13 protein-coding genes are annotated in these 15,699 nt (G+C 64.3%); 7 read left to right on the top strand and 6 right to left on the bottom strand.

Annotated elements, in window-relative coordinates; genetic code table 11:
- Positions 1-31 precede the first annotated feature (31 nt).
- The gene (gene ubiG / locus BLS13_RS09525; protein ID WP_093451628.1) at positions 32-766 is read right to left on the bottom strand and encodes a bifunctional 2-polyprenyl-6-hydroxyphenol methylase/3-demethylubiquinol 3-O-methyltransferase UbiG; all 735 of its coding nucleotides are present in this window, start codon (positions 764-766) and stop codon (positions 32-34) included.
- Between the two features lie 82 nt (positions 767-848).
- On the opposite strand from ubiG, the gene BLS13_RS09520 reads away from it, so the two are divergent.
- Both BLS13_RS09520 and BLS13_RS09515 read left to right on the top strand, forming a co-directional pair.
- Positions 849-2,105 (top strand): aspartate kinase, encoded by a 1,257-nt coding sequence (locus BLS13_RS09520; protein ID WP_093451627.1) that lies wholly within the window; start codon positions 849-851, stop codon positions 2,103-2,105.
- Positions 2,106-2,134: 29 nt separating this feature from the next.
- Entirely contained in the window at positions 2,135-3,115 is a 981-nt protein-coding gene (locus BLS13_RS09515; protein WP_093451725.1) for an NAD(P)H-dependent flavin oxidoreductase, read from the top strand.
- Here BLS13_RS09515 and BLS13_RS09510 read toward each other — a convergent pair.
- Positions 3,066-3,491 carry an endonuclease domain-containing protein gene (locus BLS13_RS09510; protein ID WP_371128197.1) on the bottom strand — a complete coding sequence of 142 codons (426 nt, stop codon included), beginning with the start codon at positions 3,489-3,491 and terminating at the stop codon, positions 3,066-3,068. The two genes, BLS13_RS09515 and BLS13_RS09510, sit on opposite strands and share 50 nt — an antisense overlap.
- Before the next feature lie 103 nt (positions 3,492-3,594).
- Positions 3,595-4,878, bottom strand: a complete 1,284-nt coding sequence (locus BLS13_RS09505; RefSeq protein ID WP_093451624.1) for a Xaa-Pro dipeptidase — start codon at positions 4,876-4,878, stop codon at positions 3,595-3,597.
- 108 nt (positions 4,879-4,986) lie between these two features.
- Here BLS13_RS09505 and ptsP point away from each other — a divergent pair, with 108 nt between their 5' ends.
- The 5 genes from ptsP to ftsH all read left to right on the top strand — a co-directional run bounded on the left by ptsP (position 4,987) and on the right by ftsH (position 12,636).
- Positions 4,987-7,266 carry a phosphoenolpyruvate--protein phosphotransferase gene (gene ptsP / locus BLS13_RS09500; protein WP_093451623.1) on the top strand — a complete coding sequence of 760 codons (2,280 nt, stop codon included), beginning with the start codon at positions 4,987-4,989 and terminating at the stop codon, positions 7,264-7,266.
- Between the two features lie 124 nt (positions 7,267-7,390).
- The gene (locus BLS13_RS09495; RefSeq protein ID WP_093451622.1) at positions 7,391-8,374 is read left to right on the top strand and encodes a helix-turn-helix domain-containing protein; all 984 of its coding nucleotides are present in this window, start codon (positions 7,391-7,393) and stop codon (positions 8,372-8,374) included.
- 68 nt (positions 8,375-8,442) lie between these two features.
- Entirely contained in the window at positions 8,443-9,411 is a 969-nt protein-coding gene (locus BLS13_RS09490) for a tol-pal system YbgF family protein (RefSeq protein ID WP_176943518.1), read from the top strand.
- A gap of 239 nt (positions 9,412-9,650) precedes the next feature.
- Complete coding sequence (gene tilS, locus BLS13_RS09485) at positions 9,651-10,613, top strand: tRNA lysidine(34) synthetase TilS (RefSeq protein ID WP_218123257.1); 963 nt, start codon at positions 9,651-9,653, stop codon at positions 10,611-10,613.
- Positions 10,614-10,692: 79 nt separating this feature from the next.
- On the top strand, positions 10,693-12,636 hold the full coding sequence (ftsH, locus tag BLS13_RS09480; protein ID WP_093451618.1) for an ATP-dependent zinc metalloprotease FtsH: 1,944 nt from the start codon (positions 10,693-10,695) through the stop codon (positions 12,634-12,636).
- 245 nt (positions 12,637-12,881) lie between these two features.
- Here the strand turns inward: ftsH and BLS13_RS09475 are convergent, their stop codons facing one another.
- The 3 genes from BLS13_RS09475 to BLS13_RS09465 form a co-directional block, all read right to left on the bottom strand.
- Positions 12,882-13,259: a DUF1244 domain-containing protein gene (locus BLS13_RS09475; protein WP_093451616.1), complete on the bottom strand. Its 378-nt coding sequence runs from the start codon at positions 13,257-13,259 to the stop codon at positions 12,882-12,884.
- Positions 13,256-15,079, bottom strand: coding sequence for a glutamine--fructose-6-phosphate transaminase (isomerizing) (glmS, locus tag BLS13_RS09470; RefSeq protein WP_093451614.1), 1,824 nt, complete (start codon positions 15,077-15,079; stop codon positions 13,256-13,258). Before glmS ends, BLS13_RS09475 begins: the two co-directional genes overlap by 4 nt.
- A gap of 94 nt (positions 15,080-15,173) precedes the next feature.
- Entirely contained in the window at positions 15,174-15,608 is a 435-nt protein-coding gene (locus tag BLS13_RS09465; protein WP_093451612.1) for a hemerythrin domain-containing protein, read from the bottom strand.
- Between the last annotated feature and the right edge of the window lie 91 nt (positions 15,609-15,699).

The raw sequence follows: 15,699 nt of genomic DNA, 5'->3' as shown, positions 1-15,699 counted from the left end.
CGTCGGTTGCCGCCATGAACGGCGCCGCGATTTACCGCGTGATGGTCAGGAAATAATCGAGCGCGAGACTGTCGCTGAGCACGAAGCCGTGGCCGACCGAGAAGCTCAGCCCCTTGCGGTCGATGACCCTGAGGCCGGCGGCCTCGATATGCGCGGTCAGTTCGTCGGGCGTGAGGAATTTCTGCCAGTCGTGCGTGCCGCGCGGCACCAGGCCCAGCCCCTCGCCGACGCTGATCATCGCGAGGCGGGAGAGCGGCGTGCGGTTGGGCGTCGACAGGATCATCAGCCCGTCCGGCGCGAGCAAGGCCGCCAGCGCCGCGACGAACGCCGCCGGAGTGCTGACATGCTCGATCACTTCCATCGAGGTGACCAGATCGAACGGCTCGGCGGCGAGTTGCTCGGTCCCGCCGGCGCGATAATCGATGTTCAGGCCTTGCCGCTCGGCATGGGCCCGGGCGGCGGCGATATTTTCGGGGGCGGCATCGATGCCCGTCACCGATGCGCCCATCCGCGCCAGCGGCTCGGTCAGCAGGCCGGCGCCGCAGCCGACGTCGATCGCGCGCCGGCCCCTGAGCGGTTTCAGAGTGGTGTCGTTGCCGTGCCAATGCGCATCGATCCGCTCGCGGATATAGCGCAGCCGCGGCGGGTTCATCCTGTGGAGCATCGCCGACGATCCGGCGGGATCCCACCAGTCGGCGGCCAATGCCCCGAAATGCGCGGCTTCCGCCGGGTCGATGCTGTTGCTGTGCTGTGTGCTTGCGTTCATGATCCCCCCTCTTTATCAGGGCCGCGCCCTTGACCCCAAGGGCTTTTCCCGGCGCATTGCCTTTATTGGACGTGATTGCTTCATGGCTCGTATCGTTATGAAATTCGGTGGCACCTCGATGGCGGGGATCGACAGGATTCGCAACGTGGCGGCGCGCGTGAAACATGAGGTCGGGCTCGGCAACGAGGTGGCGGTCGTCGTCTCGGCCATGTCGGGCGAGACCGATCGGCTGGTCAACTTCTGCCGTGAGGCGTCACCGCTCTACGATCCGCGCGAATATGACGTCGTCGTCGCCAGCGGCGAGCAGGTGACCAGCGGCCTGCTGGCGATCACCCTGCAGGCGATGGGCGTGCGCGCGCGCAGCTGGCTCGGCTGGCAATTGCCGATCCGGACGTCGGATGCGCATGCCAGCGCGCGCATCGAGGATATCGATACGACGGCGATCGCGGCGGCAATGGCTGCCGGCGAGGTGGCCGTGATCCCCGGTTTCCAGGGCCTGACCGAGGATGAGCGCATCACCACGCTGGGCCGCGGTGGATCGGATACGTCGGCGGTGGCGGTGGCGGCGGCGATGAAGGCCGATCGCTGCGACATCTATACCGATGTCGACGGCGTCTATACCACCGATCCGCGCATCGTCCCCAAGGCGCGCAAGCTCGCCAAGGTGACCTATGAGGAAATGCTGGAGCTGGCGTCGGTCGGCGCGAAGGTGCTCCAGACGCGGTCGGTCGGACTGGCCATGAAGGAAAAGGTCCGCGTGCAGGTGCTGTCCTCGTTCGACGCGCCCACCGACAACCCCACCCCCGGAACCATGATCGTCGGCGAAGACGAGATCGAAGGAAGTGCAATGGAACGGCAACTGATCACGGGCATCGCCTATGACAAGAACGAGACCAAGGTCACGCTGACGGCGGTGCCCGACCGCCCCGGTGCGGTCGCATCGATCTTCTCGCCGCTGGCCGATGCCAATATCAATGTCGACATGATCGTGCAGAACGTTGCGCACGATACCGGATCGACCGACGTGACCTTCACCGTGCCGTCGGCCGAACTGGCTCGCACGCTCGACGTGCTCGAAAATGCGCGCGAAAAGATCGGCTATCAGAAGCTGGTGCATGACGCGAATGTCGCCAAGATCTCGGTAGTCGGCGTGGGCATGCGCAGTCATGCCGGTGTCGCCGCCAAGATGTTCGAGGCACTGGCGGCGCGGGGCATCAATGTGCTGGCGATCACCACGTCGGAGATCAAGGTGTCGGTGCTGATCCACGAGGATTATACCGAGCTGGCGGTGCGCGTGCTGCACACCGCCTACGGCCTCGATGCCGAAGACGCTGCGTGAGCGTTGGCACGGACCGTCTGACGCGCCTGATGGCGCGCGGCGCCGAATTCTTCGGCAGCGACTATGCGATCCTTGCCGGCGCGATGAGCTGGGTGTCCGAACGGCATCTGGTATCGGCGATGTCGAACGCGGGCGGCTTCGGCGTGATCGCGTGCGGCGCGATGACGCCGGCTCTGCTGGACGCCGAGATTGCGGGTACGAAGGCGCTGGCCACGAAGCCGTTCGGGGTCAATCTGATCACGATGCACCCCGATCTGATGGCTTTGATCGATATTTGTGCGCAGCATCAGGTGAGCCATGTCGTGCTCGCGGGCGGCCTGCCCCCGGGTGGCGCGATCGACAAGATCAAGGCGAGCGGGGCGAGGGTCGTCTGTTTCGCGCCCGCGCTGGCGCTGGCGAAAAAGCTGATCCGCTCGGGTGTCGATGCGCTGGTGATCGAGGGCATGGAGGCCGGCGGCCATATCGGCCCGGTCTCGACCTCGGTGCTCGCGCAGGAAATGCTGCCGACGATCGCCGAGCAGGTTCCGGTGTTCGTGGCCGGCGGCATCGGCCGCGGCGAGGCGATCGCCGCTTATCTTGAGATGGGGGCGGCCGGCGTCCAGCTCGGCACGCGCTTCGCGATCGCTCGCGAATCGATCGCGCATCCGAATTTCAAGAAGGCCTTCATCCGCGCTTCGGCGCGCGATGCGATCGCCAGCGTTCAGATCGATCCGCGTTTGCCGGTGATTCCGGTGCGGGCGCTCAAAAATGCTGCAAGCGAATTGTTTGCAGCAAAGCAGCGCGAAGTGGCGCAGGCGCTCGACGAGGGCAGGATCGAGATGGGCGAGGCCCAGCTCCAGATCGAACATTATTGGGCAGGCGCGCTGCGCCGCGCGGTGATCGATGGCGACGTCGAGCATGGTTCGGTGATGGCCGGCCAGTCGGTCGGCATGGTGACCAAGGAAGAGCCGGTCGCCGATATCATCGCGACGCTGTTGGCGGAAGCGGCCGAGGCGCTGGAGCGGCGGTAGGTCGTTTTCTACGCCCCTCCCTGCTTGCAGGGAGGGGTAGGGGGTGGGTGCCGCCGAGGCACTCGGCGGCGTGCGAGAGTATGTCTTCCGCGACGCCGTCCGGATTGTCGATGACGGTCGAATTCCAATAGCGGACGACTTTCCAACCCAAGCCTGTCAAGTAACGAGTGCGCTTCTCGTCTTGCTCGGATCGCGCCAGATGCTGGCTCCCGTCGAATTCGATCGCGAGCTTCGCTTGCCGACAGGCAATATCCACGATGTATGGACCGATCACGAATTGCCGCGTGAATCGTGGGCGGTAGCAGGAAAGTCGGTGCCAGATCGCGCGCTCAACGTCGGTCGCACTATTCCGTAGTGCGCGGGCGTTGGCAGTCATGTGATCCGGGACTCTTTTCATAGTCCTCAAACGTAGCAGGCTCGCTGGCGCTCGCCACCCACCCCCAGCCCCTCCCTGCAAGCAGGGAGGGGAGTAGAAGAGATTATCGCACTACCTCGCCGCCCTTCATCACATGGTCGACATGCTCCAGAGCGCTCACGTCGGCTAGCGGATCGATCTTCACCGCGACCATGTCGGCATAATAGCCGGGCGCGATTGCACCGACCTGCTTCGACCAGCCCAGCAGATCCGCCGATACCGTCGTCGCGGCCTGGATCGCCTGCATCGGCGTCATGCCGTAGCGGACCATATATTTGAACTGCCGGGCATTCGCCCCGTGCGGATAGACGCCGGCATCGGTGCCGAAAGCGAGCTTGATGCCGGCCTTCACCGCCTTGCGGAAAGCTTCGCGCTGGGCGTCGGTCGTCTCGCGGTTCTTGCGGAGGTAACCGGCGGGCCAGCCCTCCTTGGTGCCGACCGCCTCGATATAGTCGCCATCATAGATGTCCATGTCGAGGAACACGCCCTTCGCCTTGGCCAGCGCGAGGCCCTCGTCGTCGATCAGCGAGGCATGCTCGATCGATCGCACGCCGGCATTGATCGCCGCCTTGATCCCCTGCGCGCCATGGGCATGGGCGGTGACCCAGCCGCCATTGGCCTTCGCAGCGATCACGGCCGCGCGCATCTCGTCGTCGGTGAGTTCCTGGGTGCCGGGTTCGGTGCCCTCGGCGAGGACTGCGCCGGTCGCGATCAGCTTGATCGAGTCGACGCCGTGCTGGAACAGGTAATTGACCTTGAGCCGCGTGTCGTTGGCGTCGGTCACCACGCCGACCCGCATATCATCGGGCACCTTCACGCCGGGCGCGAAGCCGGTCACTTCGCCGCCGCCGCCGGGAATCGTGATATAGGCGCCGACCACGCTCATTCGCGGACCCTCGATATCGCCGCGGTTGATCGCTTCGCGCAGCGCGACGTCGGTGAAGGCGCGGAAACAGCCGACGTCGTGAACGGTGGTAAAGCCGGCCCGCAAGGTTATCCGCGCGTTGCGCAGCGCGACATAGGCCATTTCCTGCGGGCTGTGCAGCAAAGGTTCGGCGACGTTGTTCGTCTGGCCCCAGTCGGCGAGGTGGGTGTGCATGTCGATCAGGCCGGGCAGAACCGTATAGCCGGACCAGTCGAGGATCGCCGCGCCGGGCGGAGGCGGCGCATAGGCTGTTACCGAGGCCACGCGGTCGTCGTCGATGCGGATCAAGCGATCGACGAGGACCATCCCCTTTTGCGTATCGATCAGCTTTCCGGCCCGAACATAAAGGGTTTCGGCGTGCGCAGGGGCGGTGCCGATTATCGTCAGCATCGCCGCGACGCACAAAGTGAGACGAGGTGCCATCGTTCCTCCAGCCATGATTGCCCGACTATGAACCGGAATCCCGCATATTCAACCATTGCCGATGGGACAGCATTGGAATCCGTCCGCGCTTTCTGATAGCGCCACGCCATGGCACCAGCGACCGCAACATCCGCAGCACGGGAAATATTGACGCGCCTTCACGACGTGATGGCATCGCGGTCGGCTGCGCAGTCGAAGCTGAACCAGGTCGTGCAGATCATCGGCGAGGCGCTGCACACCGAAGTCTGCTCGATCTATTTGCTGCGCGATGGTGTATTAGAGCTGTTCGCGACACGCGGGCTCAAGCAGGACGCCGTCCACGTCACCAAGATGGCGCTGGGCGAAGGGTTGGTCGGGACGATCGCCGAAAATGTCGAGACGCTCAATCTTGACGAGGCCACCAGCCACCCCGATTTCGCCTATAAGCCAGAGACCGGCGAGGAGCTGTTTCACAGCTTCGCCGGGGTTCCGATCGTGCGCCGCGAACGGGCCGTCGGCGTTCTCGCTGTGCAGCATAGCGATCAGCGGCGCTATGACGATGTCGAGATCGAAGCGCTGCAGACCGTGGCGATGGTGCTGGCGGAGCTGATCGCGGGTGCCGGCCTGATCGATGAGGGTGGCCCCGGCTCTGGCAGTCAGCGCGATACCGGGCCGGTGCGCCTGGAAGGCCTCAAGCTGGTCGAAGGCATGGCGCGCGGCCGCGCCGTCTATCATCAGCCGCGCATCGAGATCGAACATACCGTCGCCGAAGATACCGACGTCGAACGACACCGGCTGATCTCCGCCTTCGCCAAGATGCGCGACCAGATCGAGCGGATGACGAAGGAAACCGACTTCGGCGTCGCCGGCGAACATCAGGACGTCCTCGCGATGTACAAGATGTTCGCCTATGACGAGGGCTGGATCCGGCGCATCAACGAGGCGATCGACAGCGGCCTGACGGCCGAGGCGGCGATCGAGCGAGTTCAGCAGCGCACGCGGATGCGGATGCGCGAGATCGCCGATCCGCTGCTGGCCGATCGGATGCACGATCTGGAGGATCTCTCCAACCGGCTGTTGCGGATCGTCTCAGGCCAGCTGGGGACGGCGGCACAGCTGGGGCTGCGGCAGGATTCGATCCTGATCGCGCGCAATCTCGGCCCTGCCGAATTGCTCGAATATGATCGACGGCGGCTGAAGGGTGTCGTGCTTGAGGAAGGGTCGCTCACCGCCCATGTGACGATCGTCGCGCGGGCGATGGGGATCGCTGTGCTCGGCCGGGTCAAGGACGTGCGGCGGACGATCGGCGAGGGCGACTGGCTGCTGCTTGACGGCACGCAAGGATCGCTGATCGTGCGGCCGACGACGACGATGGACGAGGCGTTCGACGCGCGCATGATCGTTGGCCAGAAGCGGCGCGCCGAATTCGCGGCGATGCGCGACCTGCCGGCGGTGACGAAGGACGGGCAGCGGATCGAGTTGATGATCAACGCCGGCCTGCGCGACGATATGGCGGCGCTCGACGTCACGGGCGCCGACGGCATCGGCCTGTTCCGCACCGAATTCCAGTTTCTGGTGTCGGCGACCTTTCCGCAGCGCGAGAGGCAGCAACGCCTGTATCGCGAAGTGCTGGAGGCCGCGGGCGATCGACCGGTGATTTTCCGCACGGTCGATATCGGCGGCGACAAGGCGCTGCCTTATATGAACCAGGCCGACGGCGCGACCGAGGAAAATCCGGCGCTGGGCTGGCGTGCGATCCGGCTGGCGCTGGAGCGGGCCGCGCTGATGAAGGTGCAAGCCCGCGCTTTGATCGAGGCGGCATCGGGGCGAACGCTCAACGTGATGTTCCCGATGGTGTCGGAGCCGTGGGAGTTCGATGAGGCGCACGCCTTGTTCGAGGAGCAACGCAAATGGGTGCACGGCCGCAATCGGGTGCCGCCGGCGGCCGTGCGGTACGGGACGATGCTCGAGGTGCCGGCGCTGGCCGAAAGCCTCGACATGATCCTGCCGAAACTCGATTTCCTGTCGATCGGCACCAATGATCTCACCCAATTCCTGTTTGCGGCGGACCGGGCCAATCCCAAGCTGGCCGAACGCTATGACTGGTTGAGCCCGGCGATCCTGCGTTTCATAGCGCGGGTGACGCGGGAATCGCACGCAGCCAGCGTGCCCGTCGGCGTATGCGGCGAAATGGGCGGACGCACATTGGAGGCGATGGCGCTGATCGGCCTCGGCATCGGCCGCTTGTCGATTACGCCGGCGGCGGTCGGGCCGGTGAAGGCGATGATCCGATCGCTCGACGCGGGCGTCCTGCGGGCGCAGATCGGCGCCTTGCTCGCACGTCCCGTACGGTCGCTGCGATCGGATTTGGCGGCCTGGGCGACCGAAAACGAAGTGGTGATCGCCTAAGCTTCGCGGCCCGTCCATCCCGCCAGAAAATTAACCCAGGCTGCGGGTTTGACATTTGTGCGTGTCAATTCGACAAAGCCGACGTGACATGGCAGCGGCGACTACGCCGTGAAGGAGATCTCGAATGATCGACGGCGGAAGGGACGATCAGGGCCTGTTCCCACGCAGCGTGGGAGAGGAACTGGCGGCCGTGCGCCTGGAGCAGAAGCTCGAGACGGTCGATATTGCCGCGCGCACGCGCATTCCCGTGCGCCATATCGAGGCGATCGAGCGCGGTGACCATGAGTCCCTGCCGGCACTGCCTTATGCGGCCGGTTTCATAAAAGCCTATGGTAACATGCTGGGGCTCGACGGGCAGGCGCTTTCGAACCGCTTTCGGGGCGAAGTCGGGGAGCAGCAGCAGAGCCTGTTCGATCCGGAAGCCTATGAGCCGGCCGATCCGGCGCGCGTGCCTTCGCGCATGCTTGCGATGGTGGCGCTCGGCGTGGCCGTGCTGCTGACGATGGGCTATTTGCTGCTGCGCTTCGAGGGCGATAATAGCGATATGGCCAAATTGGCCGCCGATACGCCGGCCGAGATCGCCCAGCCTGTCAAACGCAAGCCCGTGCTGCCTCCCGCCGCCGCGCTGCCGCAGTCGACGGCGCCCAGCGGCCCGATCGCGGTTACCGCTGTAGAGGATGCCTGGGTTCGGATTTCGGAGCGCGACGGCCCCAATCTGTTCATGGGCGTGATGAAGGCGGGCGACAGCTTTCCCGTGCCGGACACGGCCGGCGATCCGGTGCTGCGGACCGGGCGGCCGCAATCGATCAAGGTGATGATCGGGACGACGGCTTTGCCGCCGATCGGCGCGCCCGATCATCTGGTCAAGAATTTCAGCCTGAAGCGCGACGCGCTGACCGCAATCGCTACCGCGCCGGTGGGCTCCGTTGCGCCGGTGCCGACCAGTGACGGAATGGCGGCGATATCCCCGGCGGCAGGCGCCGCGGTTGCCGCCGAGCCGGTCTCCACCGCACCGTCGCGCCCGCACCGGGGCGTGCGGCGCTCCCGCGCTGCCGACGATACCGCCGCCGATGCGCCCGTCACTAGCCCGGACACTCCGACAACCTAGCCGTCTTGATCTTCGGCCGGTAGCAGCGGATTACCGTTCCAGCGTCATAATTTTCGAGGAATGCCAGCATGAAGAAGGCGATCATCGCCATCCTGTTCCTATCCAGCGTTGCCGGCGGCCCGTTGCTGGCCGCGGATCCGGTGCTGCCGATCGAGGGGCGAGTGGGCAAGTTGGAAAAGGAAATGCGCGCGGTGCAGCGCAAGGTGTTCCCTGGCGGTGCCCAACAATATTTCGAACCCGAAATCCAGCCGCAGGCGGCGCCACCGGCGCCGGTGGGTATGCCGGCTTCGTCACCGGTCGCCGATCTCTCTCGCCGGGTCGATGCGCTGGAACGGTCGCTCGCGCAACTCACCGGCCAGGTCGAACAGAGCAGCTATAATCTTCGCAAGCTCGAGGATCAGTTCGCAAAGATGAAGGGGGACGCGGAGTTCCGGCTCAACGCGCTGGAAGGCAAGCCGGCCCCCGGAGCGGCCCCCGAAGCCAGCCTGCCTTATGTCGTGCCGGCGGCGCCGAAGGGGACAACGGGCGGCGCGAGCGTGCCGGTTCCGCCGAAGTCGGCACCGCCCAAGGCCGCGCCCGGCAAACCGGCGCCCGTCGCCGCGGCGCCCGCGCCGACCGATGCCGCCGCTACGCCGGCGTCGGCTGATCCGGGCAAGGACGCCTATATGGTTGGCTATGACCTGTGGACGCAGAAGAAATATCCCGAGGCGATTGCAGCGCTGCACGCGATGGCCGCCAAATATCCGAAGCACAAATATGTGAGCTATGCTCGCAACCTGGCCGGACGCGCCTATCTGGACAATGGCCAGTATAAGGAGGCGATCCGCGAACTGTTCGACAATACCAAGGACGAGGCCGGCGAGCGGGCACCGCAGAGCTATGTCTACATGGCGCAGGCGTTGATGAAACTGAAGCCGCCGCTCCCTGAAAAGGCATGCCAGGCCTATGAGGTGCTGCAGGCCAAATATCCGGACAAGGTGACGGGGCCACTCGCCGCCTTGGTGTCGCAGGGCAAGGCGGAAGCCAAGTGCCAGTAGGGAGGGCGCCTGAAGGGGCATGGCGCTAAGATCGGCCGCAGGACTTTGATTCTTTGGTATCTTCCGACACTTTCCGATCCTCCCCCGCCAGGGGGAGGTGTCAGCCGCAGGCTGACGGAGGGGGCGGGCGGCGATCCGCAGAGCATGGGCAAGCGCCGGCGGGCGCCGATTATCCGCCCCCTCCGTCGCCTTCGGCGCCACCTCCCCCTGGCGGGGGAGGATCAGACTGGGGACGGATGATGCCCTCTTATCTTGGCGTGCCTGATACAGACTCCAAGCTGATCGCGCGGTTCCGTGCCGATCTTGACGGGATCCTCAGCGCCGATGGTGAGACACGGTTCGGGCTGGCGGTTTCCGGCGGGCCCGACAGCATGGCGATGCTGCTGCTGGCAAGCGCGGCGTTGCCGGGACGAGTCGTTGCGGCAACGGTCGATCACGGACTTCGCGCCGAAGCTGCCGACGAGGCGGCCACGGTTGCCCGCCTGTGCGGTGAGATTGGCGTGCCGCACGCCACTATAAAGGTCAGGGTTTCCAAGCAAGGCAGCGTGCAGGCGGCGGCGCGGGCGGCGCGCTATGCGGCGCTTGCGCAGTGGGCGCGGGAACAAGGGCTGGCCGCCGTGCTCACCGCGCACCATGCCGACGATCAGGCCGAGACCTTGATGATGCGGTTGGCGCGCGGTGCGGGGCTTTCGGGCCTCAGGGGGATCGGTCGACGCAGCGATATCGCCGGGGTGATGGTAGTCCGCCCGTTGCTCGGCTGGCGCAGAATGGAACTGGCTGGCATCGTCGCGGGGATCGCGACCGCCGATGATCCATCCAACGACGATCCGCATTATGACCGGACCCACGCGCGGGCCCTTATCCGCGACGCGCCCTGGATCGATCCGTTGCGGCTCGCTGCTTCGGCGAGCCATCTTGCCGACGCGGAGGAGGCCATCGAATGGGTGGTGGGAGAGGCGATGCGTTCGCGCTGCGATCATCGTCCCGATGGATCGATCCGGGTCGATCTGACCGGGCTTCCCTATGAAATCCGTCGGCGAATGATTGCTTTGCTTGTAGCCGAAGCCGAGTCGCCGGCGGATGGCCCGACGATCGAACGCGCGTTGGCATTGCTCGATTCGGGGCGATCGGCCAGCATAGGCCGACGCAAATTGTCCCCCGGGCGATATATCACCATCGCGCGAGCGCCGGATCGTCGCTGAAAAAGGCACGGCTTGAGCGTTGGTCCATTGTTATTAACCTCCGAATGCCTATTTTGGCCGCAGAAAGGCGGACCCGTGCATGAGTGATCAAAAAGAGCCCCAGCCAAACCCCTGGATGAAGAGCCTCGCCATTTGGATGGGTATTCTGCTGGCGCTCGTCGTGTTCGTATCGATGTTCGAATCGTCGGCCCGGCCCGGTGCGGGGGATTCGATCGCTTATTCCGAATTCCTCGCCCGCGTGAACGAGGGCACGGTGCGTGACGTCGATATCGGCGAGGGCGTGGTCAGCGGCAAGTTCACCAACGGCACCAGCTTCACCGCCAATGCGCCCGCGGACCCGACGTTGATCCAGCGGCTGGCCGACAAGAATGTCGTATTTCGCGCGAAGCCGGCCGAGCAGACCAGCTTCTGGATGATCATGCTCTATCAGTCGCTGCCGTTCCTGCTGATCCTCGGCATCGCCTTCTTCGTGATGCGCCAGATGCAAAAGAATGCCGGATCGGGCGCGATGGGTTTCGGGAAGTCGCGCGCACGCATGCTCACCGAAAAGCACGGCAAGGTGACGTTTGACGATGTCGCCGGCATTGATGAGGCGCGCGAGGAGCTTGAGGAGATTGTCGATTTCCTCAAGGATCCGACCAAATTCGCCCGCCTCGGCGGCAAGATTCCGAAGGGCGCGCTGCTCGTCGGTAGCCCCGGTACCGGCAAGACCCTGCTCGCCCGTGCAATCGCGGGTGAGGCAAACGTGCCGTTCTTCACGATTTCGGGTTCGGACTTCGTCGAAATGTTCGTCGGTGTCGGTGCTTCTCGCGTGCGCGACATGTTCGAGCAGGCGAAGAAGAATGCGCCGTGCATCGTGTTCATCGACGAAATCGACGCGGTCGGCCGCCATCGCGGCGCCGGCCTCGGCAATGGCAATGACGAGCGTGAGCAGACGCTGAACCAGTTGCTCGTCGAGATGGACGGCTTCGAGGCGAACGAGGGCATCATCATCGTCGCGGCCACGAACCGCCCGGATGTGCTCGATCCCGCCTTGCTGCGTCCCGGTCGCTTCGATCGCCAGGTCGTCGTGCCGCGCCCCGATATCGAGGGCCGCGAGAAGATCCTCGCCGTGCACATGAAGAAGGTGCCGCTGGCGCCCGACGTCAATGCCCGCACGATCGCGCGCGGCACGCCGGGCTTCTCGGGTGCCGATCTCGCCAACCTCGTCAACGAAGCCGCTTTGCTGGGCGCCCGCAAGGGCAAGCGCCTGGTCGCGATGAAGGAGTTCGAGGAAGCCAAGGACAAGGTCATGATGGGCGCCGAGCGCAAATCGATGGTCATGACCGAGGACGAGAAGAAGGCCACCGCATACCATGAGGCAGGCCACGCGCTCGTTTCGCTCCATGTTCCCGGCTGCGATCCGCTTCACAAGGTGACGATCATCCCGCGCGGCCGCGCGCTGGGCGTGACCTGGAACCTGCCCGAGCGCGATCGTTATTCGATGACGATGAAGCAGATGAAGGCGCGGCTCGCGCTCTGCTTCGGCGGCCGCATCGCCGAACAGATCATCTACGGGTCGGACGAGCTCAACACCGGTGCCTCCAACGACATCCAGCAGGCCACCGACATGGCCCGTTCGATGGTGATGGAATATGGGATGTCCGAAAAACTCGGCTGGCTGCGCTACCGCGACAATCAGGACGAAGTTTTCCTCGGCCATAGCGTCTCGCGCAACCAGAGCGTGTCTGAAGCGACTGCGCAGCTGATCGATCAGGAAGTCCGCCGCATTGTCGAGGAGGCCGAGAAGGTCGCACGGGTCGTTCTGACCGAGAATCTCGATGAGCTCCATCGTCTCGGCACAGCCTTGCTCGAATTCGAGACGTTGAGCGGCGAAGAAGCGAAGCGCATCATCAAGGGCGAGGATATCGGCCGCGACGAAGGCAATTCGCGCGGGCCGGTCGCGCTGGGCATCGGCGGATCGTCGATCCCGAAGAGCCACCGTCCCGGCGGCGGCTGGGGCGCGGCACCCGCAGGGGCCTGACGTTTTCCGCCACACAATGGTTCATGACAAAACCGCGCTGAGTGATCGGCGCGGTTTTTTCGTGAAGAGGCGGTTTTCGCACATTTATGAGGTTATGAAGGAGCCTTCCTCAATCGTCACGCTGAACCTGTTTCAGCATCCACCTGACAACGAGAGGGGCTCTACTTGTGGCGCGGTGGATGCTGAAACACGTTCAGCATGACGGGGGTGTTATAGTGTCGCGGATTTCCACCCCGTCGCGAAGATCAGTCCTTCGAACCCGGCTCGGTCATCGACGGCGGATCGCTCGCCGGGAAGCTCTCATCGAGCGCTTCGTCGAGAAGCTCTTCCCGGTGGCGGTTCTTCGCCACGCTGGCATCCATGCGGGCGAGTTGCTCAGCGGTCGCCGGCTGCTGGTATCGCGCCTTAAACTCCGCATAAGGCATGCCATAGACGGCATGCCGCGCCGCTTCGCGATCGAGTGTGCCGCTCGACGCCTCGCTCACCCAGTCGCCGAGACAGTTGCGGCAGAAGCCGGCCAGTCCCATCAGGTCGACATTCTGCGCGTCGGTGCGATGCTGCAGATGTTTGATCAGCCGCCGGAATGCGGCCGCGGCGGTCTTGTCGTCGATTTCGGGGGTCATTCTACAGTCACCGATTTTGCGAGGTTGCGGGGTTGGTCGACGTCGGTGCCCTTGGCGACGGCGACATGATAGGCCAGTAATTGCACCGGCACCGCATAAACGAGCGGCGCGATCAGCGGGTGGACTTTGGGCATGGTGATCGTCGCGATGCAATCCTCACCGGCCTGCTGGATGCCGTCATAATCGGAAATCAGCACCACCTTGCCGCCGCGCGCCTGCACCTCCTGCATGTTCGACACCGTCTTTTCGAACAAAGGCCCTGAGGGCGCGAGCACGATCACGGGTACCTTATCGTCGATCAGGGCAATCGGGCCGTGCTTCATCTCGCCAGCGGCGTAGCCTTCGGCGTGGATATAGCTGATTTCCTTGAGCTTCAGCGCGCCTTCGAGCGCGAGCGGATAATCCGGGCCACGGCCCAGATAGAGCACGTCACGCGCGTTCGCGATGATGCCGGCCATCCCCTGGATCGCCTCGTCATAGGCCAGCGCCGCATTGATCTGCGCGGGCGCCTCGGCGAGATGGCGGACGATTTGCTTTTCTTCAGCCGGGCTCAAACGGCCTTTGGCACGGGCCAGATTGGCAGCAAGTGCCGCGAGCACCGCAAGCTGGCAGGTGAATGCCTTGGTGGAGGCGACGCCGATCTCGGGGCCGGCATGGGTGGGCAGCAGCAGATCGGCCTCGCGCGCCATCGTGCTGGTGGGGACATTGACGACGACGGCGATCTTCTGCCCGGCGGCGCGGGCATGGCGGAGTGCCGCCAGCGTATCGGCGGTCTCGCCCGACTGGCTGATGAACAGGGCCAGCCCGCCATCCTCCATCACCGGGTTGCGATAGCGGAACTCGGAGGCGACATCGATGTCGACGGGCACGCGCGCGAATTGCTCGAACCAATATTTGGCGACCATTCCGGCATAGTAACTGGTGCCGCAGGCGACGATCGTCACGCGGCGGATCGCTGCCAGATCGAAGTCGGGAATCGGCAGGGAGACCTGATCGTCCAACCGGCGCAGATAGGATTTGAGCGTCTGGGCGACGACCACCGGCTGCTCGTAAATCTCCTTGAGCATGAAGTGGCGGTGATTGCCCTTATCGATCGTCGCGCCCGATGCGCCCGACAGGACGATCGCGCGTTCGACCGGCTGATCATTCTTGTCGTAGATCTGCGTGCCATCGCGAGTGATGACGACCCAATCGCCTTCGTCGAGATAGGAGATGCGCTGGGTAAGTGGCGCCAGCGCCAATGCATCCGATCCGAGATAGGTCTCGCCATCGCCATAGCCGACCACCAGCGGCGATCCGAGCCGCGCACCGATCAGCAGATCGGGATGCTGGCGGAACAATATGGCCAGCGCGAAGGCGCCATGCAGGCGCTTGAGAGCTTTCGATACGGCATCGGCCGGGGCCATGCCGCCCTCGACATAAGACGAGACCAGATGGGCGACGACTTCGGTGTCGGTCTGGCTCTCGAACTTTCGCCCCTGCGCGATCAGCTCGTCGCGGAGCGGCTTGAAATTCTCGATGATGCCGTTGTGAACCAGTGCGACTTCACCGGTGGCGTGTGGATGAGCATTGTCGGTGGTCGGTGCACCATGTGTCGCCCAGCGTGTGTGGGCGATGCCGATGACGCCCGGCAGCGGATCGGCGGCCAGTATTTTCGCAAGATTGTCGAGTTTGCCCTCGGCGCGGCGGCGATCGAGGATGCCATCGTGGATCGTGCAGACCCCCGCTGAATCATAACCGCGATATTCCAGGCGGCGCAGCCCTTCGACCAACCGGTCCGAAACATTGGCCTGCCCGAGGATTCCGATAATGCCACACATCGATAGTTTCCCCACTGCGCCGATTTGCGCGCGCGGGTTATGGCAAAGCACGATTAATCGAAGCTGACAATCCGCCGTTGTGGCCGCGCGACGTTCACGCGGCCTGGCGTAGCCGGATCCGTCCGGTCTGCAGTGCAAGCGGATAGAGCAGGGCGTTTTCATCCGCGATGCGCTGGCGTAGCCAGCCCATCATGATCGTCGTTTCCCTGCAAAACTCCGTCCAGTCGGAGGCAATTGCACTGGGATCCCACAGCTTGAGATAGTCCTGCCACGCCGAAGCAAGTTCCGCGAAATCGGCATGGAATTTCGAAACGGCGCCCGGGAATCGATCCGGCTGGGTGCCGATCAGTTTCTCGTAGAGAAAGGCATCTTCGCGGCTGAGATGATCGTCGAGGGCGATCGAAAGATTGGCGCGCGCGAACAGGGCGCCGACAACATCCGATACGGGATCTTCGGCGATGCCTGCCAACTCTACAGAAAGCCGGTCGAGCAGATCATGCTCGGCGATCAGTGTCTGAAAATTTTCCATGGATATCTTCCCCCGCCAGAAGGGAAGACTAGGCCGCTCCCGGTTAACCTACGGTAACCGAAATAAGATCAGAAATACGCGGCAGCGCGGT

The sequence above is a fragment of the Sphingomonas sp. YR710 genome, from assembly GCF_900101455.1.
Taxonomy (GTDB): Bacteria; Pseudomonadota; Alphaproteobacteria; order Sphingomonadales; family Sphingomonadaceae; genus Rhizorhabdus.
Note: the sequence above shows the minus strand (reverse complement) of the source record. Positions and strands in the feature narration are given on the sequence as shown.